22 protein-coding genes and 1 other RNA gene are annotated in these 18,629 nt (G+C 61.8%); 8 read left to right on the plus strand and 15 right to left on the minus strand.

Annotation, left to right across the window (positions count from 1 at the left end; translation table 11 throughout):
• Positions 1–90: 90 nt before the first annotated feature.
• The 3 genes from ubiD to ACY8D3_RS20635 all read left to right on the plus strand — a co-directional run bounded on the left by ubiD (position 91) and on the right by ACY8D3_RS20635 (position 3,547).
• Positions 91–1,557 (plus strand): 4-hydroxy-3-polyprenylbenzoate decarboxylase, encoded by a 1,467-nt coding sequence (gene ubiD, locus ACY8D3_RS20625; RefSeq protein ID WP_462380705.1) that lies wholly within the window; start codon positions 91–93, stop codon positions 1,555–1,557.
• Positions 1,558–1,590: 33 nt separating this feature from the next.
• Positions 1,591–2,559 carry a CDP-6-deoxy-delta-3,4-glucoseen reductase gene (locus tag ACY8D3_RS20630; protein WP_462380707.1) on the plus strand — a complete coding sequence of 323 codons (969 nt, stop codon included), beginning with the start codon at positions 1,591–1,593 and terminating at the stop codon, positions 2,557–2,559.
• A 67-nt stretch (positions 2,560–2,626) separates the two neighbouring features.
• Positions 2,627–3,547: a LysR family transcriptional regulator gene (locus ACY8D3_RS20635; protein WP_462380709.1), complete on the plus strand. Its 921-nt coding sequence runs from the start codon at positions 2,627–2,629 to the stop codon at positions 3,545–3,547.
• Here the strand turns inward: ACY8D3_RS20635 and ACY8D3_RS20640 are convergent, their stop codons facing one another.
• The 10 genes from ACY8D3_RS20640 to mdcA form a co-directional block, all read right to left on the minus strand.
• Positions 3,548–4,984 (minus strand): sodium:proton antiporter, encoded by a 1,437-nt coding sequence (locus ACY8D3_RS20640; RefSeq protein WP_462380710.1) that lies wholly within the window; start codon positions 4,982–4,984, stop codon positions 3,548–3,550. It abuts the gene before it with no gap.
• 108 nt (positions 4,985–5,092) lie between these two features.
• On the minus strand, positions 5,093–5,857 hold the full coding sequence (gene madM, locus ACY8D3_RS20645) for a malonate transporter subunit MadM (RefSeq protein ID WP_462380712.1): 765 nt from the start codon (positions 5,855–5,857) through the stop codon (positions 5,093–5,095).
• Between the two features lie 5 nt (positions 5,858–5,862).
• Positions 5,863–6,276 carry a malonate transporter subunit MadL gene (madL, locus tag ACY8D3_RS20650; protein WP_462380713.1) on the minus strand — a complete coding sequence of 138 codons (414 nt, stop codon included), beginning with the start codon at positions 6,274–6,276 and terminating at the stop codon, positions 5,863–5,865.
• A gap of 97 nt (positions 6,277–6,373) precedes the next feature.
• Complete coding sequence (mdcH, locus tag ACY8D3_RS20655) at positions 6,374–7,306, minus strand: malonate decarboxylase subunit epsilon (protein ID WP_462380714.1); 933 nt, start codon at positions 7,304–7,306, stop codon at positions 6,374–6,376.
• Complete coding sequence (locus ACY8D3_RS20660) at positions 7,303–7,926, minus strand: malonate decarboxylase holo-ACP synthase (protein ID WP_462380715.1); 624 nt, start codon at positions 7,924–7,926, stop codon at positions 7,303–7,305. The genes mdcH and ACY8D3_RS20660 overlap by 4 nt, the downstream gene beginning before the upstream one ends.
• An 18-nt stretch (positions 7,927–7,944) precedes the next feature.
• The gene (gene mdcE / locus ACY8D3_RS20665; protein WP_462380716.1) at positions 7,945–8,730 is read right to left on the minus strand and encodes a biotin-independent malonate decarboxylase subunit gamma; all 786 of its coding nucleotides are present in this window, start codon (positions 8,728–8,730) and stop codon (positions 7,945–7,947) included.
• Positions 8,727–9,581, minus strand: coding sequence for a biotin-independent malonate decarboxylase subunit beta (locus ACY8D3_RS20670; RefSeq protein ID WP_462380718.1), 855 nt, complete (start codon positions 9,579–9,581; stop codon positions 8,727–8,729). The genes mdcE and ACY8D3_RS20670 overlap by 4 nt, the downstream gene beginning before the upstream one ends.
• Positions 9,574–9,873 (minus strand): malonate decarboxylase subunit delta, encoded by a 300-nt coding sequence (locus ACY8D3_RS20675; RefSeq protein ID WP_462380720.1) that lies wholly within the window; start codon positions 9,871–9,873, stop codon positions 9,574–9,576. Before ACY8D3_RS20675 ends, ACY8D3_RS20670 begins: the two co-directional genes overlap by 8 nt.
• Before the next feature lie 4 nt (positions 9,874–9,877).
• Positions 9,878–10,744: a triphosphoribosyl-dephospho-CoA synthase gene (locus ACY8D3_RS20680; protein ID WP_462380721.1), complete on the minus strand. Its 867-nt coding sequence runs from the start codon at positions 10,742–10,744 to the stop codon at positions 9,878–9,880.
• A complete protein-coding gene (gene mdcA / locus ACY8D3_RS20685; protein ID WP_462380722.1) occupies positions 10,744–12,396 on the minus strand; it encodes a malonate decarboxylase subunit alpha in 1,653 nt (550 codons plus the stop codon). Before mdcA ends, ACY8D3_RS20680 begins: the two co-directional genes overlap by 1 nt.
• 192 nt (positions 12,397–12,588) lie before the next feature.
• Between mdcA and ACY8D3_RS20690 the strand changes: the two genes are divergently transcribed.
• Complete coding sequence (locus ACY8D3_RS20690) at positions 12,589–13,014, plus strand: flagellar basal body-associated protein FliL (RefSeq protein WP_462380723.1); 426 nt, start codon at positions 12,589–12,591, stop codon at positions 13,012–13,014.
• Positions 13,015–13,055: 41 nt separating this feature from the next.
• On the opposite strand, the gene ACY8D3_RS20695 is transcribed toward ACY8D3_RS20690, so the two are convergent.
• Positions 13,056–13,508 carry an EVE domain-containing protein gene (locus ACY8D3_RS20695; RefSeq protein ID WP_462380724.1) on the minus strand — a complete coding sequence of 151 codons (453 nt, stop codon included), beginning with the start codon at positions 13,506–13,508 and terminating at the stop codon, positions 13,056–13,058.
• 172 nt (positions 13,509–13,680) lie between these two features.
• On the opposite strand from ACY8D3_RS20695, the gene ACY8D3_RS20700 reads away from it, so the two are divergent.
• Complete coding sequence (locus tag ACY8D3_RS20700; protein WP_462380725.1) at positions 13,681–13,833, plus strand: hypothetical protein; 153 nt, start codon at positions 13,681–13,683, stop codon at positions 13,831–13,833.
• Between the two features lie 56 nt (positions 13,834–13,889).
• Here the strand turns inward: ACY8D3_RS20700 and ACY8D3_RS20705 are convergent, their stop codons facing one another.
• The 4 genes from ACY8D3_RS20705 to ACY8D3_RS20720 form a co-directional block, all read right to left on the minus strand.
• The gene (locus ACY8D3_RS20705; RefSeq protein ID WP_462380726.1) at positions 13,890–14,525 is read right to left on the minus strand and encodes a 5-formyltetrahydrofolate cyclo-ligase; all 636 of its coding nucleotides are present in this window, start codon (positions 14,523–14,525) and stop codon (positions 13,890–13,892) included.
• Between the two features lie 55 nt (positions 14,526–14,580).
• Positions 14,581–14,758: non-coding RNA, 6S RNA (ssrS, locus tag ACY8D3_RS20710), on the minus strand.
• A 34-nt stretch (positions 14,759–14,792) separates the two neighbouring features.
• Positions 14,793–15,107, minus strand: coding sequence for a cell division protein ZapA (locus ACY8D3_RS20715; RefSeq protein WP_462380727.1), 315 nt, complete (start codon positions 15,105–15,107; stop codon positions 14,793–14,795).
• Positions 15,104–15,313 carry a TIGR02449 family protein gene (locus tag ACY8D3_RS20720; protein ID WP_462380728.1) on the minus strand — a complete coding sequence of 70 codons (210 nt, stop codon included), beginning with the start codon at positions 15,311–15,313 and terminating at the stop codon, positions 15,104–15,106. The genes ACY8D3_RS20715 and ACY8D3_RS20720 overlap by 4 nt, the downstream gene beginning before the upstream one ends.
• A gap of 188 nt (positions 15,314–15,501) precedes the next feature.
• On the opposite strand from ACY8D3_RS20720, the gene ACY8D3_RS20725 reads away from it, so the two are divergent.
• From ACY8D3_RS20725 to ubiH, 3 genes are read left to right on the plus strand one after another with little or no spacing between them, the layout of a single operon-like run.
• Positions 15,502–16,059 carry a YecA/YgfB family protein gene (locus ACY8D3_RS20725; RefSeq protein ID WP_462380729.1) on the plus strand — a complete coding sequence of 186 codons (558 nt, stop codon included), beginning with the start codon at positions 15,502–15,504 and terminating at the stop codon, positions 16,057–16,059.
• A 42-nt stretch (positions 16,060–16,101) separates the two neighbouring features.
• Complete coding sequence (gene pepP, locus ACY8D3_RS20730) at positions 16,102–17,436, plus strand: Xaa-Pro aminopeptidase (protein ID WP_462380730.1); 1,335 nt, start codon at positions 16,102–16,104, stop codon at positions 17,434–17,436.
• Positions 17,437–17,440: 4 nt separating this feature from the next.
• Positions 17,441–18,619, plus strand: a complete 1,179-nt coding sequence (gene ubiH, locus ACY8D3_RS20735) for a 2-octaprenyl-6-methoxyphenyl hydroxylase (protein ID WP_462380731.1) — start codon at positions 17,441–17,443, stop codon at positions 18,617–18,619.
• Positions 18,620–18,629: the final 10 nt, after the last annotated feature.

Genomic DNA, 18,629 nt, shown 5'->3' on the forward strand with positions numbered 1-18,629 from the left:
CGTTTCTGCTTACAGGCATTGGCTAGGGACAGTGCCGCAAATGCGGGCTAAACTCGGCGGCTCACCTGCAAGCCCAAACGAGGCCCATGCATGCAGTATCGCGATCTGCGCGAATTCATCGGGGCGCTGGAAAAGCGTGGCGAACTCAAGCGCGTCCAGGTTCCCGTGTCTCCCATTCTCGAAATGACCGAGATTTGCGACCGCACCTTGCGCAAGCAGGGGCCGGCGCTCCTGTTCGAGCGGCCTACCGGGTTCGACATGCGCGTGCTCGGCAATCTGTTCGGCACACCTGAGCGCGTCGCGCTGGGCATGGGGGCCGAGGATGTGTCGGAGCTACGTGAGATCGGCAAGCTCCTGGCGTTCCTCAAGGAGCCCGAGCCACCCAAGGGGCTCAAGGATGCATGGTCGAAGCTGCCGATCTACAAGAAAGTCATCAGCATGGCGCCAAAGGTGCTCAAGGACGCCCCATGTCACGAGGTTGTCGAAGAGGGCGATGACGTTGACCTCGGTCGCCTGCCTATCCAGCATTGTTGGCCGGGCGACGTCGCGCCGCTGATCACCTGGGGCCTGACCGTTACACGCGGGCCCAACAAGGAACGGCAGAATCTGGGCATCTATCGCCAGCAGGTGATTGGTCGAAACAAGCTGATCATGCGCTGGCTGAGTCATCGGGGCGGTGCGCTGGACTTCCGCGAGTGGTGCCAGAAGCATCCCAATACCCCATATCCTGTCGCGGTAGCGTTGGGCGCAGATCCTGCCACGATACTCGGCGCTGTGACGCCAGTACCCGATACCCTGTCCGAATATGCCTTCGCGGGGCTGCTGCGTGGGCACCGAACCGAGTTGATCAAATGCCGCGGCAATGACCTGCAGGTCCCGGCAAGTGCCGAGATCGTGCTTGAGGGCGTCATTCATCCAGGCGAAATGGCCGATGAAGGTCCGTATGGAGATCACACCGGCTACTACAACGAAGTCGACCGGTTCCCTGTGTTCACCGTCGAGCGCATTACGCGTCGTCGTGACCCGATTTACCACAGCACCTACACGGGGCGTCCGCCGGATGAGCCTGCCATCCTCGGTGTTGCACTAAACGAGGTCTTCGTGCCGATTCTGCAGAAGCAGTTCCCGGAGATCACTGACTTCTACCTGCCGCCAGAAGGGTGTTCGTACCGGATGGCGGTCGTCACCATGAAGAAGCAGTACCCGGGCCATGCCAAGCGCGTGATGCTTGGGGTCTGGTCGTTCCTGCGACAGTTCATGTACACCAAGTTCGTTATCGTCACCGATGACGACATCAACGCACGTGACTGGAACGATGTGATCTGGGCGATCACGACCCGGATGGACCCGAAGCGCGATACGGTCATGATCGACAATACGCCGATCGACTACCTCGACTTCGCCTCGCCGATCTCGGGCCTGGGGTCGAAGATGGGGCTGGATGCGACCCACAAATGGCCCGGCGAAACGAACCGGGAGTGGGGCCGTGCGATCGTGAAGGACGATGCCGTGGTCAAACGTGTCGACGAGCTCTGGAGCCAGTTGGGCATCGATTGAGCTTTGAATCCACCTGGATGTTGAGATAACGCATTGAGAGTGACCTTGCAGCCTTCGGGTACGGTGCTGGAGACCCTGCCCGACGAGACCCTCCTCGATGCCGCCCGCCGGTTGGGTTATGACTGCCCACACAACTGCCGGAATGGGAACTGCCACGTCTGTGCCGCCCTTCTGGTCGAGGGCCGCGTACGCCAGGGCAGCGAGGAGCGCGATCACGGCGAGATCCTGGTATGCATTGCCGTACCGCAGACCGACTGCCTGATCCAATGGGATGGCGTGCTTGCACCCGGTGAGCTCCCGGTTCGTGAAGTGGCCTGCCAGGTCGCCTCGATAGACGATCTGGGCGGCGACGTGCAGCGCGTGCGCTTGCTGACGCCAGCCGGCCGTGCGCCCCGCTATCACGCCGGCCAATACCTGATGATCCAGCGTGACGACGGCCGTCAGTCGGCGTTTTCGCTAGCGTCTTCGCCGCGACAAGGGCGTGAACTGGAGTTGCATGTCCTGGCGCGTGAAGACAGCAGTGTCGCCTTGCTCGAACAGCTTCGGCGCGAGGGTATCGCACGGGTGCAGCTGCCCTTTGGTGATGCCCACCTGGCAGAACTGCCACAGGGGCCGCTGGTTCTCATTGCGGCCGGCACCGGCATGGCGCAGATGCACAGCCTGATCGAAGACTGTCGCGCCAGAGGCTTCGCCTACCCGGTCCACCTGTATTGGGGTGTCCGTACACCTGAGGATTTCTACACCGTCGAACGATGGACCGATTGGGAGCGTGAACCCAATCTCTATCTGCACAGGGTCGTCAGTGACCTCTGCGGTTGGCAAGGCCGTTGTGGGCTCCTGCATGAGGCGGTACGCGAGGACTTTGAAGACCTCAAGCCCTTGCATGTCTATGCCAGCGGGTCGCCTGCCATGGTATACGGTACGCTCGACGCGCTGGTCGAGGCCGGCATGGATGCGCACCAAATGCGTGCCGACGTTTTCGCCTACGCCCCTAGAGGTTGAAGGGAAAGACGGCCCCAACAATAAGAATGGCGCGCGAGTTGATCGACGCGCCGCGAGAGGTCTGCGCATGTCCTTGGACGAGGAGCTGACGCTCAAGAAACTGTTGATCTTCCTGGCGTTCATGCGCAGCGGAAACCTGTCGCGCGCGGCGGCCGAGCTCGATACCAGCCATGTGAGCGTCCACCGTGCGATCCACTCGCTCGAAAATGGCCTTCGGTGCCCGCTCTTCAAGCATGAGGGGCGCAATCTCATTCCCCTGGAAAGTGCCTATGTCCTCGAAGAGCGGGCACGCAAGCTGGTCCAGGATCTTGAAGAAACCGTTCGCCTTACCCGCGAAGCCGCCGGTTTCTCAGCCGAGCGATTCAAGCTGGGCTCCCTGTATTCTTTGACGATCAAGACGGTTCCGCAGCTGATCATGGGCCTGAAGTTGCGCCGAAGCGAGCTCAACATCGACCTCACGCTTGGCTCCAATGCGGACCTGTTCTTCCGCCTGAAGAACATGGAACTCGATGCCATCCTCGTGTCGCTGGATGAAAGCGTGAGCGATGCGGATTGCATCCAGATGCCGCTCTATACCGACGACATCTTTCTCGCCGTGCCGGCGGCTTCGCCATTTTCCGGACGGGAGGACGTCGACCTTGCCGAGCTGCGCGAGTCCACCTTCATCACCCTGACCCAGGGTTTCGCAACGCATCGTGATGGCGCCCAGGTGTTTCAGCAGGCTGGCTTCGAGCCGAAGGTGGCGATGCAGGTAAACGATATCTTCACCTTGCTCAGCATGGTGAGCTCGGGCGTCGGCTACGCACTTTTGCCCGGACGGGTCGCCGCCGTCTATGAAAGCCGGGTGCGCCTCGTGTCGCTAGGCGCACGCTACCGCGTCCGGCAGCAGATCGGAGTGGTGTTTCTCAAGGCCAAGGAGCGCGACCCCAATCTGCTCGCGCTCCTGGCTGAATGCCGCATGTACGGGCTTCGGGCGTCTGCCGGTTGATCAGAGCGTGACCCAGGTCACCAGGACCAGCAGCGGCAACAGCAGGCCGCATGACCACAGCATGTACCCGAAAAAGCTCGGCATCTTCACGCCGCGCTGTTCCGCGATGGCCTTGACCATGAAGTTTGGCGCGTTGCCGATATAGGTCATTGCGCCCATGAAGACAGAGCCCATCGAAATGGCCAGCAGCGTCGTGCCCAGTGAATCCATCATGACCTGCGCATCGCCCGAGGCCATGTTGAAGAACAGCAGGTACGTGGGGGCGTTATCGAGAAAGCTGGATAACGCACCGCTCATCCAGAAATACATGATATCGATGGGCGCGCCATCGTCATTGGTTACGAGGTGAACGACCCCTGCAAGGTGGCCGTGAGTGCCAGCTTTGAGGATCGCGATTACCGGTGCAATGGTGAAGAAGATCGCGACGAACAGCTTGGCTACCTCAAGGATTGGACTCCACTCGAATTCATTGTCCTGGCGAATTGCCTTTGGCGTTATGGCCAGGGAGATCGCGGCCATTGCCAGGAGGATGACATCACGTAGGAGGTTTTGTAGCTGGATGGGCGTACCGAGCACATCGACGCTGATGCCTGGCTTCCATGTCCCGGACAGCAACACGCCGGCCACTACACCTGCCAGCAGCAGGAAATTGATCTTGCCCCGGATGCGCAGCGGCGTGTCCGGCGTTGGATCCTTTCCGGTCATTTCATCGTGACGGCGGTAGAGATAACTGTCGATCACGTAGAACACCAGCAGCAATGGCACGGCCAGCAATACGACGGGCAGCGCCATGTGCTCGAGCGTCCAGAGGAAATCAACGCCCTTCAGAAAGCCCAGGAAAAGCGGCGGGTCGCCCAGCGGGGTTAGCCCACCGCCGACATTGGCTACCAGGAAGATGAAGAACACGACGACATGTACGTTATGTCGACGGTCATCATTGGCCCTGAGGATCGGGCGGATCAGCAGCATGGCTGCACCGGTGGTACCCATCATCGACGCCAGCACCGTGCCCAGTGCGAGCAGGCTGGTGTTCAGGCGTGCCGTGCCGTGCAGGTTGCCATCGAAGAGGATGCCGCCAGAGATGGTGAACAGCGTGAAAAGCAGAATGATGAAGGGGATGTATTCAGCGATCAGGACGTGCGCGCTCAGTTCCAGCGTCGGGAGCGCACCGAACGTCGCGGCAAAGGGGATCAGGAACAGAAGCGTCCATCCGGTGACGATCTTGCCGAAATGGCGATGCCAGAAGCTCGCCGCAAGCAGTGGCATCAGCGCGATGCTAAGCAGGATGCCCGCAAACGGCACGGCCCACAGCAGGCTCATGGAGGCGCCGTCGGCATTGGCAGCCCACGCGCTCTGAGGCGTAAGTAAGAGGGTGACGAACAGTGAAAGCGAACAGCCCAGTGACGTACGGCTGATAAAGCGAGCGGAAGAGAACATCGGGCACGGCTCTGTTTCTGATTATCGTAAGAATGCGCGGCGCGGGGAGACCGCCGCGCATTTTCACATTTATTTCAGAGTGTGTAACGAGCCCATTGCCAAACCGTGTCAGCCCGTGATGCCTCGCACGATGAAAAACAGCAGCGATGGCCCGAGCAGGCAGCCAAGCGCAGTGTAGAACGCCGCTGTCAGGCAGCCATAGGGCACCAGCTTGGGATCCGTCGCAGCCAGGCCGCCCGCAACACCGCTGGATGTCCCCATCATGCCGCCGAAGATCACTGCGGTTCGGGGGTTGTTAAGGCCAATGAAGGGGGCGGCGAAGGGGGTCAGGAGCATCACCACGATGGATTTGACGAGCCCTGCAGCGATCGACAGTGCCATTACCTCCGAACTTGCACCGATAGCCGCACCTGTTACCGGGCCCACGATATAGGTGACTGCGCCCGCACCGATGGTCGTAAGGCTTACCGCGTCGGTGTAGCCGAACGCCAATGCGACCGCAACGCCCGCCACGAACGACGCCAGGATGCCCACGAACAGCGCAGCCACACCGGACGCGCCTGCTCGCTTGAGTTCCTCCGCGTTGACACCGAACGCGGTGGCGACGATGGCGAAGTCGCGTAGCATGGCGCCGCCGAGCAGGCCGATCCCCGACAGTAGCGATATATCCACAAGCCCTTTCTGGCCCCCTGTGGTCACGCCGCCGATATAGGCCAGGACCAAGCCAAGAAAGATGGCGATCGCTGATCCGTGTAGCCGCCCCTTGGTCAGTTTGGCCGACAACCAGTAGGACACCCACATCGTCACACCGATGACGGCGAAGCCGCTGACCAATCCATATCCATTGATGACCTTGAGCATCGATTCGTACATGGCGATCACCGCGGCGTGGTGGTGGCGGGTTTGGCACGCGCCGCGGGTGGCGGGGCTTCGGTTCGGCGCTGGCCAAGGCGGTCAAGCATGGGAACGAGCGCAAATCCGAGCACCACGGCAGCCAGCCCGGCCAGAATCGCCATAGGGCCGCCGCTCAAAGCGCCTGCGACGTTCTGCTGCGCCGCCATCGCAACGACGATAGGGATGTAGACCGCGCTCCAGAACTCGACACCCTGTTCAGTCTTGGCGCCCATCCAGCCGCGCTTGTTGAGGTAGCTGCCGATGAAGATCAGCAGGATCATGGCAATGCCGACACCGCCCACGTTGGCGGGAACGCCGAGCAATTTGCCCAGGATTTCTCCTATGAAGAGTCCGGCGAGCGTACACAGGGCCAGAAAGGCCACACCGTAGATGATCATTGTTGTTGTCCTCGGTTACTGGAGCGAAGTTGTTTGTTCTTGTCCTTCGTGCAGGTCCAGCGGCGCAGGTCAGGGCGCCAACCTGAGATACGGTGAGCTATTCGCTGCGGGCCACCTCCTCACGCAACAGGGCGTCGAGGGTGTCCAGGCGACTGCCCTGGAAGGCTATGGTCGATCCGGGAGCAAAGACCCGACGCGCCAAGCCCGTCAGGACATTCCCCGGGGGCATTTCGATGTGCAGACGAACACCTCTTTCGTAGGCACTGCGAAGGGTCGCGTGCCAGTGCACCGGGCGCGCCATATTGAAAGCCAGGTCTTCGCGAAGCGCGGCAGGATCCTGGATACGACGTGCAAGCGAGCCGCTGAGATAGAGACGGCTTGGGCGCTCGATGCGCACGGTCGCGAACGCCTCAGCAAGCGTGGCCGCGGGTCCGTCGAGGAGCGGGCAGTGCGAAGGTACGCTGATCGCGACTCGCTTGGCGACGCCATTGCCGTCAGCGCGAACGCGCGTTTCCAGATCGGCCAGACCGGGTTCCGCGCCTGCGACCACGATCTGATTGTCAGCATTGATGTTCGCCACGTAGAGCGGCGTGTTGCCAGGTGCGCCTTCTACCAGTGCCTCGACCGCTTGCAATTCCAGGCCAATCACAGCTGTCATGCCGTAGCCCTGCGGGTATGCGTCCTGCATCAACTGGCCTCGCAGTGCCACCAGACGAAGCGCATCCTCGAAGGTCACTGCTTCGGCCGCGACGGCTGCAGCGTAGGCGCCAATGGATAAGCCGGCCACCCAGTCGGCAGCAGGCGCGTGCGATTCGAGCAACCGCGTACTTGCAACGCCTGCGATCAACAGGCACAGCTGCACGTTACGGGTACCCGCCAGGGCATGGTCGGTGTCCAGCGATCGGACGTCTTCGCCTAGCACGTCACTTGCCTCGCTCAGGCATTCCCTGATCAGGCGGTGATCGGGCAGTGCGCCCAGCATGCCTGGCCTTTGCGAGCCTTGCCCCGGAAAAGCCAGCAGACTGCTCACGCGGCCTGCTCCTGCAACGACCATGGCGAGGACACCAGGTGTGGACCCTGCGCGGTCTTGACCATCACACGCTCCGACGATCCGGCCCATTCGCGCAGTGCCAATCCGCCCAGAGGGGTTTCAAGCTGGATATCGACGCGGTAGCAAGCCGCGGCCTCGATCTCGCCAAGCAGCGTGCGAGCCCCGTCGCGCGTAAGCGGAACAGGCGCACGTATGAGCAGGTCGAGGTCACTATCTGGCGTCAGCACCTCCAGGCCGGTCGCCAAGGCATAACCGGCACTGCCCGTAACGCCCCATGTCAGGCCGTGCGCGCCGAGGACTGGCTGAACAGCGCTGAGTGCAAGGAAGACAGGATGCATGCCTGATAGCCGAGAGGCGAGCAAGCCCTCCGGCCGAACGCGCCTCTGGATTTGAGCCACCGGCATCCAGGCTGCAAGGCGTTCGTGGCGTGCAGATCCCCGCAAACCCACGGCAATGCACTCGGCAACGTCATGGGCGCGCCGAACCACGACAGGGTGGCCGGCATTTAGCGCAGCGACCGCCCAAGCAGGTGCGTCGGGCGCCAGCATCTCGGCGCGCATGCCCCAAAGCAGATCATGCGGTAAAGGACGTTCGTTCATGGAATGCTCCAGCCCACATCACGCCCATTGCGCCCGCAGGCGCTCGCGTACTGCGGATGATGCTGCCCGATTCTTGCCGCCCAGCCGAGACGCCAGCGTGGTGTCTGCACCCATATCGGCTACTGCACGGGACAGGCAGTTGCGGACGCGGCTAATGTCGTCCGCGTTTGGCGCCTCGATACTGTCTACGCGCAAGCGCTCCCATAGAAGGCCCAGCGATGCGTAGTTATCCAGGTCATAAGCCATGGGGGGAACGGTGGCGGCCAATGTTTCAAGCTCCTCGACGGTCCTCAACGTGATGCGGGCTGCGGCAGCCTTACCCATGGCGTGCACCATGACACCAGGATCTTCGAGCGCAACCAGCCGCTGGGCCTGATAGCCGTGCGCCAGAAACGCACCTGACATTGCCTTGCCTACCAGCAGGCCGACGATGGGATGCCCCGCCAGGCGCGCACGCGCATAGCTGTCCACTGCGCCGGCGAGTGCCTGGTGGATACCGAGTGCTTCTTCGCGGCGGCCATATGCCTGACTGGGAACATCGATCACAGCGACAAGCGTGCGTTTCGCACGGTTTGCGTCGGCCCTGACGGCCTCGTCCACCGCCTGAGCAAGCGCCCAGCCTTCCAGGACCCCAACTTCGCCGTTGCGCGCGCGAGGGAAGGGGTTCTTGGGGTCTGGCACCACGGCAATGAAGCGTGCGGAATGGTTGCCAAGTTCTGCGTCGACAACGCGTACCGAAGCGGGATAGCCCTTTGATTCCCTGGCGTTGGCAAGTGCCTGTAACCACGTCAGTCCACGGCTCATTGGATGGTCTCCTTGTACAGTTCCCGGACGTTATCGGCGGTCAGCAGTGGGCTCTCGCTGCCCAGGCTTTTGAGGCGATCGAGGTAATTTGCGTACCGCTGGCTTCGCGGCGTCTCCACCACGCCCCTGGCCATGCAGCGGAGGACTTCGCTGCGTACTGCGGCAAGGTCGTCGCTCACGAATGCATCGGCAAGCCCGGTTGCGAAGCGTTGCTCGCCACCGGTCAAGCTCCAGATGAAGGGTCGGTCACGCGAATCGAATTCCTGGATGCCAGCTTCTTGCTCGATTACCTGTGGCCCGTTCAGTCCAAGGCGGGCTTCACGTGTAACGACCAGATAGCTGCACAGTCCCGCCGCGATCGACATGCCACCAAAGCAGCCGACGGTGCCGGCAATGACACCCACTACAGGTTGATAGCGACGCAGGTCGACAATGGCGGCCTGAATTTCAGCGATGGCGGCTAGGCCGAGGTTGGCTTCCTGCAGCCGTACGCCACCGGTTTCCAATAGCAGGCAGGCGCGAGTCGGGATGCCGTTGCGGTTATCCTCGGCCGCCAGTTCAAGTGCGCCGGCGATCTTGGCACCACCGACTTCGCCCATGCTGCCACCCTGGAAGGCGCCTTCGATTGCTGCGACGACGGCAGGCTGCCCGTCGAGGGTGCCCTTGGCGATAACTACGCCGTCGTCGGCCTGGGTCACGATGCCTTGGCCAGGCAGCCAGGGCGAGATGAGCCGCTCGAAGGGATCGACCAACTCGCGGAAGCTTCCCGCATCCAGCAGCGCGCGGGCTCGTGCCCGGGCGCCCAGTTCAGTGAAGGTCCGTTGGTTCAGCAGGCGAGCAGTGTCAGTCATGACGGACCTCCTCGAAGCCCTGCTCCAGGCGCAGGCGGACAACGCCCGGCGTGGCACCGAAGTCATGGATGTCGATCTGCAGGGCAGGTGGCACATGCGCGCTGAACATACGCTGGAATAGCTGCTCCCAGCGCTGGCTTGCACCGTTCACCGAGGTGACGACGCGGATCGATAATGTGCCCTCCTGGCCAGGCTCCATCAGCACTTCGAGATCGCCCGAGCCAACGCAGCCCACCAACGCGCGGGTGGCGCCGGGGCGTCCTGCTGGAAATTCAAAGGATAGGGTTTCCATGGGATCAGCTCCGAATGGCCAGGGGTGTGCGTGTAAGCGCATCGAGAAAGAGCGTTGCCGCCAACAGGTCAGCGGCGCCTCCGGGTGAGGCGTTCAATGCCAGCAAGGCACGGTCCAGCCGCTGTAGTTCTCGCCTGCCCGTGAACGTGGCGACGCCGCCGGCGGCCAGCACCTGCCGTGCGCCCGTTTGAGTGCGCTCGAGCGCTGCGGCGCCACCTCGGTGTAGCACGCAGGTATCGGTAAGGTGCGCCATGATTGCAAGCAAGGCATTCAACTGCGCGTGTGGCTCGCTACAGCCCGCACGGCGTGACGCTTTTAGCTGTGGTAGACCCTGTTCGATCACCTCTGGGAATCCCGCTTGGGCCTGTTCGCGGGCGCCGCCGACGCCATATCGGCGACTGGCAATCAGCCCGTGGCTGTTGCGGGTATCCGGTGCGCAAGGGTCTGTAATCCGAGCGATCGCGCCGGCGCGGGACGCGATTTGTTCGGCGCTGGCGGTACTGTCGAGTGCTGACGAGGCAATGAGCAGACCCATCGCCCAGATGGCGCCACGATGTGTATTGATGCCCCCAGTCGTGCGCAACATGTCCTCTTCACCGGTGCGCCCCAGTTCGCCCAATCTGGCACGCAATACACCGTCTATCGCGCCATGCTTGGCGGCGGCGTAGGCCATTGCGGCGAAGGTAGGCCAGAGGCTTCGGGCCGAGGCCAGCATCAGGCCGAGGTCCAGGTCATGGTGAGCGCCGCTGCCGCGTCGATCAACCAGCCCGGGTTTGGGCGACAGCGTGGCTTCGTCGACGAGCGCCGTCACGGCCAGGTCGGCCAGGGCATGTTCGAGAAGGTGGGGTTGAGCATAGGCATGTGGGGTCATTACCAGCTCCTGAATTTCGGTGGCGGGTTGTAAAGCCCGCCAGACCACTCGACGAGTTCGGCGATGCTCTTGGCCGCCAGCAGCTCGCGTGTCGCATCGGTGCGGCGAATACCGAGGTCTTCGGGAAGGGCAATCAGACCCTCGCGGCGCATGCGTTCAGTGGCCGAGGGGTCATGACGCAGGCCGATCGCCGTTACGCCGGCCACCGCTGCGATCATGGCCTGTCGCTCTTCCAGACTGCGCGCCTTGTAGAGGTAGGCGATGCCTTCCTCGGTCAGCAGATGCGTCACGTCGTCGCCGTAGATCATGACGGGTGCGAGCGGCATGCCGACCTTCTTCGCCATCTCGACGGCATCGAGCTGCTCTACGAAGGTGGGTTTGCCACCTTCCTGGAAGGTCTCGACCATTTGCACGACAAGCTTTTTGCCGCGCTCGAGTAATGTCACGGGCTCGGTCATGTCGAGCCAGGCCGGGGTGGCATGACGCCGCCCGCGCGGATCGTGGCCCATGTTCGGCGCACCGCCGAAGCCGGCAAGGCGGCCGCGGGTGACGGTAGAGGAATGGCCGTCCCCGTCCACTTGCAGCGTGGCGCCGATGAACAAGTCGACCGCGTACTGGCCGGCAAGCTGGCACATCATGCGGTTCGATCGCATCGAGCCGTCGCGTCCCGTGAAAAACACGTCCGGGCGCTGGCGCATGTAGTTTTCCATGCCCAGCTCGGTACCAAAGCAATGGACACTCTGGACCCAACCGGTCTCGATGGCCGGAATCAGGGTGGGGTGTGGATTCAGCGTCCAGTTGCGGCAAATCTTTCCCTTGAGCCCAAGGGATTCGCCGTAGGTAGGAAGGATCAGTTCGATCGCCGCAGTATTGAAACCGATACCGTGGTTGAGCGATTGGACGTTGTGCCGTTCGTAGATGCCGCGGATCGCCATCATCGCCATCAATACGTGGACGGGCTTGATATGGCGGGGGTCTCGGGTGAAGAGCGGCTCGATGTAGAAGGGCTTGTCCGCAACCACGATGAAATCGACCCAGGAGGCCGGGATGTCGACCCGAGGCAGTTCGTCCACCAGTTCGTTGACCTGGACGATAACGATGCCATCGGAAAACGCCGTGGGCTCGACGAGGGCGGGGGTGTCTTCGGTGCTGGGACCGGTGTAGATGTTTCCATGGCGATCCGCCTGGAACCCCGCGACCAGCGCTACATTGGGAATCAGGTCGACCAGTAGGCGGGAATAGAGCTCGATGTAGGTATGGATCGCACCGACTTCCATCTGGCCGTCTTCGAGCAGCTGACCGATCCGCAGGCTCTGTGGACCGGCAAAGGAAAAGTCCAGCCGTCGCGCAATGCCCTGCTCGAACAGATCAAGATGCTCGCTGCGGCTGACGCTCGGCATGATCATGTGCAGATCGTGAATGCGGCTCGCGTCGACGGTGGCGAGGGAGCGGGACAGAAAGTCCGCCTGCTTCTGGTTATTGCCTTCCAGTACCACGCGGTCGCCCGGGCTGATCAGGCTTTCCAGCGCTTCGACGATGCGTTCGGTCGGCAACAGGGGGCCATCGGCGAGATGCTTCACCTGGTCCAGACGCCGCGCTTTCTCGGTACGGCGACGTGACCACTCGGGCGGTGGAGAATTTGTTGTTGTCATCATGACTCCTCGAATTCCGCGGGTGTGCCGACACCTTAGGAATCTCGCGAGTCGCTATCAATAACAGCCGGGTCCGGATCGTTACGCTGAGGTTAACGGATCGCGGGATTCAAGCGCAGGGCGCCCGTGCCGATGCAGTAGAAAGTGCCATGTTAATACGCGCATTTGTTCGGGCCGTAGCAACATGGCTGAATGCCCTTTTCAGGAGTTATTGATTTGAAAGCCATCCTCCCGTTTGTCCTGGCGCTGCTCTGCGCACCGGCCTGGGCCAGCGAAGCATCAGCGCCCGAAGGCGCACCGAAGGTGAGTTACATCAACCTGTTTCCAGCCTTGGTAGGCAACTACGGAGAGGGGCCGAAGCTTCGCTACTTCAAGGCTGACGTCGCACTGCAGGTTAAAGATCCTGAAGCAGCCAAGAAGGTTGAGTATCACCAGCCGTTGATACGCAATCAGCTTGTCGCCCTGTTTTCTCAGCAGACCGATGCCACCCTGGGCTCGGTCGAGACCAAAGAACAGCTGCGTCAGGAAGCACTCAAGCAGGTGCAGGGCGTGTTGCAGCAGGAAGAAGGCGCGCCGCTGGTGGATGACCTGCTCTTCAACAACCTCATCGTGCAGTGACGGCTTCGGGCTGGCATTGCCTTTCTTTGGCAGTATCCGGCTCAGCTCGCCAGTGCACAAATGACCTGCCATTCGGCATCGCTTACTGGCATCACGGAAAGGCGACTTCCCTTTTTGACTAAGGCGAGCTCGGCGAGCCCTGTCTGGTCTCGTAGTGTTGCCAATGGGATCACCCGGCGGAACGCTCGTATGAATGCTACATCGACCGCACTCCAGGGATTGCGCTCCGACGTGGCTTTGGGGTCGTGATACGGGCTCTCTGGGTCAGTGGCGGCGGGGTCGTCATAGGCTGCGCGGACAATTTTTCCAATACCCGCAATACCCGGCTCCGGGCAGCTGGAGTGGTAGAAAAAGAACAGGTCGTCGACTGCCATGGCTCTCAGGAAGTTGCGCGCCTGGTAGTTCCGGACGCCGTCCCAGCGGGCCTCGCCGAGGCGTTGGAGATCATGAATGGAAAGCTCGTCCGGTTCCGATTTCATGAGCCAGTTGGGCATGGGTTTTGCTCCAATTTTTTGCAGGTCCCAAATGGTAGCGGCTAAGCGACAGCCGGTCATGAAATCAAATTGCAGGACCGTCACGGTTCAAACAAAATGCCGCCGCTTCGAGGGGTAGGGAGCCTTGAGAAGCGTCACACGGTGATCCAGTGCCTTAAGGGGGAGGCAATCGATGAAGAAGCGCAAACCGGATCTGCTCTGGGTATTGGTCATCATTTTTGGCCTTGGCGTTGTCACCACCGGATACACCCAAAGCCTCTGGGAACGCGGCAATAACGCGCCGGCGTCCGCCTATCTCATGCCCAAGCAGAGCATCAATCGCTGATTCGATCGATGGCCCGCTGGCGCTTCTTGCTCATCCTTCAGCCATTTCCGCGTCGGCTAAACGTCGAAACCTTTCGATGGGTCGGCGCGATACCAGCCGTCATCCGTTACCGTTGCGTCGAGCGGCACATCCCAGCTTGAAACAGGAAGACGGTCGACCCGTTGACAGCCATGGGCAACGCCCAGCAACACGGGTTTACATTGGGCCCGCCGTGCTTGCTTGAACGCCAGAGAGCGGTCGTAGAAGCCCCCGCCCATGCCCAGGCGCCCGCCGTGAGCATCGAATCCTACGAGTGGAAGTAGAATCAGGCCCAGAGCCCAGGTCTTGCGCTGCATGGCTGGCTGAGGGCGCGGTTCCTGGATCCTGAACCGGTTACGCACCATTTTCTCCCCTGGGCGGATGCGTTGAAACGCCATCCGGGTTCGAGGCCAGGCCTTGAGCACGGGAAGGTAGGTGGCCTTGCCACGGCGTTGAGCTTCGAGCAAAAGAGGGCGAATGTCGATTTCACCATCGTTTGCCAGATAGAACGCGACGTGGCGCGTCCGGCGAAACGTAGGGTGCTGGGAGAGTCTGCGATAGACCTTTTTAGATGCGTGACGTTGCGCTGCGGGGGAGAGGGCGCGACGTGCTTTTCGTAGCTGGCGTCGGAGTTCGGCACGGCTGAGGCCGGCCGGCTGCGAAAGCTTTGTCATGCCTCGCTCCGTCCAGCCCGATCGAGGGGCGGCGCGAAGCGTTGCAAGATAGAGAGGACTCCCCGAAGTGCCGCTGTCGGCTTGACCCTTGAACCCGAAAGTTCAAGGTGGGGACTACGGCCAACCATTAGGCTTTCCGTCAGGCGGACATGCACACAAGTCACACGCGTAGTCTCCGAGGTTTTGCGTATCGGGAGAGGGACGTGACCAACTGGCGCACACACCAGGGAGCAGGCGCCAGTATACCCGAAACGACTGTTTTGGCGATCAGCGTGTCTGCTCGTCCTGATCAGTGGCCAGCGCATGGTCGACTCGGTCAAGCAGGCTCCGGACCTGTTCGCGCGTGCTATTGGCCTCGCGGTCCATTCGATCCTGCTTGTGCAAAAGGTCGTGGGTAATGTTGAGGGCAGCCATGACGGCGACGCGGTCGGCGCCGATGACTTTGCCGCTGGATCGGATTTCTCGCATCTTGCCGTCCAGATAACGTGCCGCGCTTTCGAGGTTCGCGCGCTCATCGGCCGGGCAGCTGATGCAATAGTCCTTGTCGAGGATATGTACGGTGACGGTGTTCGGCTGACTCATGAGTCCTGCTCCAAGGCTTTGAGGCGCAAAATCATCGCTTCGACCTTGCTCCGGGCCAATTCGTTCTTCTCGACCAGATGAGCGCGCTCTTCACGCCAGGCACGCTCATTGGCGAGCAGGGCACGGTTATGAAGCTTGAGCTGCTCGACCCGCTGGATAAGTTGCTCCAGACGAACCGTCAGCGCTTTCAGATCGGTGTCTTCCATGGACTCCCGCTTGGCGAGGATTCAAAGTGTCTTCCGGCCGACGCAGGCTGCGCCATTACGGAAGCCCACCCTGTAAGGTGGAAAGGCAAAGGTTACCCGCCCGGGCGAGCTCGATGGCCGAGGCGTCGCGGCCGGTGCTAGGATACCCGTCTATTCTAGCCATCACCCCGCCGCCGCGCCTAGTCGATATGTCCATGCCTGAATCCCCGTACGCCGCTTTTTCCGCTCTCATCAACAGCTTTGGCCACAAGGTCTCTCCGGCAGAGCTTCATGGCTTGTTGCTGGGGCGCAGTTGCGCGGGCGCAGGCTTCGAGCCCGAGCCCTGGCTGGAGGAAGTCGCCGAGGTGCTGGGTGCACCTGTCGAGGACGCCTTCAAGCAGGCTTTGGTTGGCCTGCAGGAGATGGTAAAGGCGGAGTTGACCGGCGATGACATGGCTGTGGTGCTGCTGCTGCCGGGCGACGATGGGTCATTGAAAGACCGCGCCGTCGCGTTGTCTCAGTGGTGCCAGGGTTTTCTCGGTGGCTTTGGTGTGGCAGCAGGCGATCGCGCCCTGTCGGCTGATGCGATGGAAGTGCTCGAGGATCTGGCGGCCATTGCTCAGGTCCAGAGCGCCCTCGAGGAGTCCGAAGACGGCGAAAACGATTACATGGAAGTGATGGAGTACCTTCGGGTCGCGCCATTGCTCCTGTTCACCGAATGTAATAAGGCGCCGGCGCAGCCTGCGGGGAAACCCTCCCTGCACTGAAACACGGCCCCTTTCTCGATCCAGATTTGCCCAGGAGTGTGCATGATTCGCATCCCGAAGTCGGAATACGCCCGGCGGCGCAAGGCGCTGATGGAGCAGCTCGAGCCCAACAGCATTGCCATTCTGCCCGCCGCGCCCGTCTACATCCGTAACCGCGATGTCGAGCACGTCTACCGGCAGGACAGCGACTTCCAGTACCTGAGCGGTTTTCCCGAGCCGGAAGCGGTGCTGGTTCTCATCCCTGGGCGGGAACATGGCGAGTACATACTTTTCTGCCGTGAGCGCGACCCCGAGCGTGAGTTGTGGGACGGCTTGCGTGCAGGTCAGGAGGGGGCAATACGTGACTTTGGCGCCGACGATGCCTTCCCGATCGGGGATATCGACGAAATTCTGCCCGGCCTCATCGAAGGCCGCGACCGGGTGTACTACGCCATCGGCACAAATCCAGAGTTCGATCACCATTTGATGGAGTGGATCAACACGATCCGTTCCAAGGCGCGGCAGGGCGCGCAGCCGCCGAATGAATACGTGGCGCTCGATCACCTGCTTCATGACATGCGTCTGTACAAGTCAGCCGCCGAGATCAAGGTGATGCGCTATGCCGCCGAAATATCGGCCGCTGCCCATATCCGAGCCATGCAGGCCAGCCGGGTGGGCTTGTCGGAATACCACCTCGAAGCCGAACTGGAATACGAATTCCGCAAGGGCGGCGCCAAGATGCCCGCCTATGGTTCGATCGTGGCGGCAGGTCGGAACGCCTGCATTCTCCATTACCGCGAGAACGATGCGCCGCTCAAGGACGGCGACGTCGTCCTGATCGACGCCGGCTGTGAGATCGACTGCTATGCAAGCGATATCACCCGTACGTTCCCGGTCAATGGCACGTTCACGCCGGAACAGCGCGCCATTTACGACATCGTGCTCGAGGCCAACCTTGAAGCGTTCAAACACATCGCGCCCGGCAAGCACTGGAACGAGGCACATGAGGCGACCGTACGCGTCATCACCTCAGGCCTCGTGCGCCTTGGCCTGCTTGAAGGCGACGTGGATGCGCTGATTGAAGCGGGCGCCTACAAGGCGTTCTACATGCATCGCGCCGGGCACTGGCTGGGCATGGATGTTCATGACGTCGGAGACTACAAGGTCGGCGGCGAGTGGCGTGTGCTGGAGGCGGGCATGGTGATGACAGTCGAGCCCGGTATCTACATCGCGCCGGACAATACCCAGGTCGCCAAGAAGTGGCGGGGTATTGGCATTCGTGTCGAGGACGATGTCGTTGTCACCAAGAAAGGCTGCGAGATCATCACGGGCGGCGTCCCGAAGGCTGTCGACGAGATCGAGGCGTTGATGGCTGCCGCTCGCCAAGATGTTGCCTGACCCGATGAAGGCCGACATTGCGATCGTAGGCGGAGGGCTCGTCGGGGCGAGCTTGGCGTTGGCACTTCAGGCCGGCGCCAGGCAACGCGGATGGCGGATCGTGTTGGTCGAGCCCTATCCACCGGGCGAGGGATACCAACCCAGCTACGACGCGCGTTCCTCGGCGCTATCGTTCGGCTCCCGTCGAATCTACGAGCGGCTGGGTGTCTGGCCGGCTATCGAGCAGCGAGCACAACCCATCACCCATATCCATGTGTCCGACCGTGGTCGTTTCGGCGCGGCGCGGCTCGATGCCGCGGATGAGGGGGTGCCAGCCCTCGGTTATGTGGTGGAAAATGCCTGGATCGGCCATTGCCTCTGGCAGGCATTGGATCGAGACGTTATCCATTGGTGTGCGCCGGCCGAAGTTACGAACGCTTCGGCCACCGAATCCGGCTATACATTGGCATTGGGCGACGACACGACCCTGGATGCTTCGTTGGTGGTACTCGCGGACGGGGGGCGTTCGTCCCTGCGTGACCAGTTGGGTATCGAGGTCAAACGTACCGCTTACGATCAGCACGCGCTGATCGCCAATGTCACGACCCGCGCGTCGCACGGCGGACAGGCGTTCGAGCGGTTCAGCAAACACGGACCAATGGCATTGCTGCCGCTTGCTGATAACCGCAGTGCACTGGTCTGGACCCGCTCGCCCGCCGATACCCATCGGTTACAAGGCTGTGCTGAGCCCCTCTTCCTGAGCGAGCTGCAGCAGGCCTTTGGTTATCGGCTCGGTGCCTTTACCCAGGTCGGCACGCGCTACGTCTACCCGCTGGAGTTGGTCGAGGCCGCCGAGCAGGTGCGTGCCCACCTTGTCGTGCTAGGGAATGCAGCGCACAGCTTGCACCCTGTGGCCGGGCAGGGCTTCAATCTGTCGCTGCGTGATACCCAGGTACTGGCCGAGACGCTGCTTGAGGATGACGCTGCGCCGGGTGCGTTCGCGACGTTGCAGCGCTACTACGCCCGCCAGCGGCAGGACCAACAACTGACCGTCGGCTTTTCTCATCACCTGACGCAACTCTTCACGCGTCGAGAATCGGCGGTGATTGCCGGTCGCAATCTGGGCTTGCTGGGTTTGGACCTGCTGCCCCCCGCCAAGCACTGGTTCGCGCGACAGGCCATGGGCCTGGGGACGCGCGGTTGAAGTCGACGAG

This window comes from Pseudomonas sp. Marseille-QA0892 (genome assembly GCF_054950135.1).

Coding starts and splice junctions, on each gene's coding strand:
- ubiD (WP_462380705.1), top strand. CDS start 91: ATGCAGTATCGCGATCTGCGCGAATTCATCGGGGCGCTGGAAAAGCGT.
- ACY8D3_RS20635 (WP_462380709.1), top strand. CDS start 2,627: ATGTCCTTGGACGAGGAGCTGACGCTCAAGAAACTGTTGATCTTCCTG.
- ACY8D3_RS20640 (WP_462380710.1), bottom strand. CDS start 4,984: ATGTTCTCTTCCGCTCGCTTTATCAGCCGTACGTCACTGGGCTGTTCG.
- madM (WP_462380712.1), bottom strand. CDS start 5,857: ATGTACGAATCGATGCTCAAGGTCATCAATGGATATGGATTGGTCAGC.
- madL (WP_462380713.1), bottom strand. CDS start 6,276: ATGATCATCTACGGTGTGGCCTTTCTGGCCCTGTGTACGCTCGCCGGA.
- ACY8D3_RS20660 (WP_462380715.1), bottom strand. CDS start 7,926: ATGAACGAACGTCCTTTACCGCATGATCTGCTTTGGGGCATGCGCGCC.
- mdcE (WP_462380716.1), bottom strand. CDS start 8,730: ATGAGCCGTGGACTGACGTGGTTACAGGCACTTGCCAACGCCAGGGAA.
- ACY8D3_RS20670 (WP_462380718.1), bottom strand. CDS start 9,581: ATGACTGACACTGCTCGCCTGCTGAACCAACGGACCTTCACTGAACTG.
- ACY8D3_RS20675 (WP_462380720.1), bottom strand. CDS start 9,873: ATGGAAACCCTATCCTTTGAATTTCCAGCAGGACGCCCCGGCGCCACC.
- ACY8D3_RS20680 (WP_462380721.1), bottom strand. CDS start 10,744: ATGACCCCACATGCCTATGCTCAACCCCACCTTCTCGAACATGCCCTG.
- mdcA (WP_462380722.1), bottom strand. CDS start 12,396: ATGACAACAACAAATTCTCCACCGCCCGAGTGGTCACGTCGCCGTACC.
- ACY8D3_RS20690 (WP_462380723.1), top strand. CDS start 12,589: ATGCCCTTTTCAGGAGTTATTGATTTGAAAGCCATCCTCCCGTTTGTC.
- ACY8D3_RS20695 (WP_462380724.1), bottom strand. CDS start 13,508: ATGCCCAACTGGCTCATGAAATCGGAACCGGACGAGCTTTCCATTCAT.
- ACY8D3_RS20700 (WP_462380725.1), top strand. CDS start 13,681: ATGAAGAAGCGCAAACCGGATCTGCTCTGGGTATTGGTCATCATTTTT.
- ACY8D3_RS20705 (WP_462380726.1), bottom strand. CDS start 14,525: ATGACAAAGCTTTCGCAGCCGGCCGGCCTCAGCCGTGCCGAACTCCGA.
- ACY8D3_RS20715 (WP_462380727.1), bottom strand. CDS start 15,107: ATGAGTCAGCCGAACACCGTCACCGTACATATCCTCGACAAGGACTAT.
- ACY8D3_RS20720 (WP_462380728.1), bottom strand. CDS start 15,313: ATGGAAGACACCGATCTGAAAGCGCTGACGGTTCGTCTGGAGCAACTT.
- ACY8D3_RS20725 (WP_462380729.1), top strand. CDS start 15,502: ATGTCCATGCCTGAATCCCCGTACGCCGCTTTTTCCGCTCTCATCAAC.
- pepP (WP_462380730.1), top strand. CDS start 16,102: ATGATTCGCATCCCGAAGTCGGAATACGCCCGGCGGCGCAAGGCGCTG.
- ubiH (WP_462380731.1), top strand. CDS start 17,441: ATGAAGGCCGACATTGCGATCGTAGGCGGAGGGCTCGTCGGGGCGAGC.